This window comes from Paraburkholderia kururiensis JCM 10599 = LMG 19447 (genome assembly GCF_003986935.1).
Lineage (GTDB): Bacteria > Pseudomonadota > Gammaproteobacteria > Burkholderiales > Burkholderiaceae > Paraburkholderia > Paraburkholderia kururiensis.
Genome location: NZ_RJZE01000083.1, coordinates 1 through 1,961 on the forward strand (window position 1 = coordinate 1; position 1,961 = coordinate 1,961).

Consider the following 1,961-nt stretch of genomic DNA (forward strand, 5'->3'; position numbering starts at 1 on the left):
ACACGACCACTTCCTTGAGTGGTGTGGCGGCAGCTTCGATCCCGCTGCCTTCGATCTCGTGCTCGCGAATCAGCGGCTCTCAGAGGTCAAGTTCTGATCGTCAAGACGGCCTCGGTTTGACGCTTACGTTGCTTCGAACCAGCGTTTCATGTCGTCGAGCAGCGGCACCGCTCGCGCCTGGCGCACACTGTGCCGCTCATCAGGTGGTTTGCCACGGATCTGCTCCTCGATCTTGTAGAGCGCGCCGATCCGGTGCAGCGCTTCCTCCGTTACCGCATTGGGTCGGACGGCATGTAGATCATGGATCTTTCGGCGAGCGTGGGCCATGCAGGCCGCTTCCTGGATGGTGCCGCCGCGATAGAGCTCGGCATAGCCGGCAAACGCATCGGCCTGCAGCACGCCGGTGAAGTCTGCAAGATGCTGCCGAGGATGCTCGCCCCGTCGATCGGGCGTATAGGCGAACCAGACTGCTGCCGGCTCTTCGGAAGCGCTCGGCCGATCATCGCGCACGTAGACCCACAGGCGTCCTGTCTTTGTGCGACCGTTGCGGGCGCCAGCACTGGCAGCGGCGTGTCGTCCCCGTGAACCTTGCCGCCGGCTAACGTGTATCGGCGGACGGTGTCGACCAGCGGTGCAAGTAGCGCTGTGATGCTCCCCATCCAATACCCCATCGCACCCGGATCGACCTCGACACCGTCGCGCGCGTACATGACTGCCTGGCGATGCAGCGGGATGTGGTACGCGAACTTCGACACGGCGATGTGCGCGAGAAGCGCCGGACCCGGGATGCCACGATCGATCGGTCGACTCGGTGCCGCAGCCTGCACGATGCGATCGCAGCATGCGCAGGCCAGCTTCGGACGGCGGTGACGAATCACACGGAAGTGCGCCCTCACGTATTCGAGCTGCTCCGCGACGTCTTCGCCCAGTGGCTTGAGTTGCCCGCCGCAATCGGGGCAGTCATCGTCGGCTGGCAGGTGGATGCGCTCTTCGCGCTCAAGGTGATCCGGCAACGGCTTGCGGCCCGCACCTTCGCGATTCGGCCGCTTGACTGCTGCAGCCGTGGCCATGTCGGCCGAACCTTCGTCGGCCTGCACGTCTTCCAGCCGCAATTCAAGCTGTTCGATCTGGCGATCCAGCTTCTCCGATTTCCGGCCAAACTGCATCCGGCGCAGCTTGGCGATCGTCAGCTTCAGATGTTCGATCTCGATCGCGCGCGACGAGAGTTGCTCGCGCAAGCTGGCGACCATCGCCTTCAGCGCGTCAATGTCGTCGGGGAGATCGGTGGGAGCAGCTGACATGCAGTGAGCTTACATGACGCCACCATCAAGCTCCCCACACGTAATGAATGTTTACAATGCGCTGCGCGGGCGTGCCGCATCGACCGGTTGCCGCCAATCGAAACCTTCGAGCAAGAGCACGAGCTGAGCGGTCGTCAGCGCAACAACACCGGCATCGGCCCGTGGCCATGCGAAACGTCCTTTCTCGAGGCGCTTCGAGAGCAGGCACAGGCCACCGTCGCACCACCACAAGCACTTCAGCAAGTCGCCGCGCTTACCCCGGAACACGAACACGTGCCCGCTGTAGGGATCCTTCTCCAGCACGGTTTGCACCTTCGCGGCCAATGAGTTGAAGCCGGAACGCTTATGTGGTGCACCACATAAGCGCTCTTATGCGGTGTTACTCGTTATGCGTATTCGAAGCGAATTCCTGTCGCCCAAGCCGCGGAGATTGCTGTTTGCCGTGCTTGATTACTTTGCATAACGGGAGTCTCCTGAGGATACCGCCAGGCAGGCGGTCGAAGGAGGTTTGGCTATGGCTACCCCGAACAGTTGAGCTATCGTTGAAAGTGGTGTACGCGGCGTAGGGAAGAGGCAGGAGAAGGCGGTGGCGATTGAAGGAGAATGTTGCTTCTCACGGTAACACTTCCACAATCGAACTCCACCACCATGGCGAAACAT

Annotated in this window: 2 pseudogenes; both read right to left on the minus strand. The window is 61.7% G+C overall.

The annotated features are described in order from the left end of the window. Positions 1 to 123: 123 nt before the first annotated feature. Positions 124 to 1,166, minus strand: a pseudogene (gene tnpC / locus PKKP23_RS33310) (IS66 family transposase). Positions 1,167 to 1,352: 186 nt separating this feature from the next. Next, positions 1,353 to 1,631, minus strand: a pseudogene (tnpB, locus tag PKKP23_RS33315) (IS66 family insertion sequence element accessory protein TnpB); the annotation flags it as partial. Positions 1,632 to 1,961: the final 330 nt, after the last annotated feature.